This window comes from Vibrio sp. 811 (assembly GCF_033339195.1).
Genome location: NZ_JAWOUB010000862.1, coordinates 1 through 537, shown reverse-complemented (window position 1 = coordinate 537; position 537 = coordinate 1). Strand labels below are relative to the sequence as shown.

Here is a 537-nt window from a genome sequence, read left to right as displayed (position 1 = left end):
AAATAGAAGTCCACTACCAAACCAAAGGTGACAAGGTCACGTCAGTAAAGATTTTTAATGTTCCAGCTTATCTTGCGCATCAAGATGTCGCGGTTGAAATCGAAGGTTTAGGAGAAATCACGATAGATGTCGCTTATGGCGGCAACTACTACGTCATTGTTGATCCACAAGAAAATTATGCGGGACTCGAACACTACTCCCCTGATGAGATTTTAATGCTCTCCCCCAAAGTGCGCACCGCCGTTTCTAATGCAGTGGAATGCATCCATCCAAATGAACCCACGGTTTGCGGCGTTTCCCATGTACTTTGGACAGGGAAACCAACGCAAGACGGCGCAACGGCTCGCAATGCCGTTTTTTATGGCGATAAAGCACTCGACCGATCGCCATGTGGAACCGGCACGAGCGCACGCATGGCGCAATGGCATGCGAAGGGAAAACTCAAATCAGGCGAAGATTTCGTGCATGAAAGCATCATCGGCAGCCTATTTAACGGCCGTATTGAGGGTATCACCGAAGTAAACGGGCAAACGGCGA

Annotated in this window: 1 protein-coding gene; it reads left to right on the top strand. The window is 49.0% G+C overall.

What is annotated here, in order from left to right; translation table 11 throughout:
• The coding region (locus R7Q46_RS29815; protein ID WP_318078672.1) for a proline racemase family protein at positions 1–537 on the top strand (537 nt) is incomplete at both ends.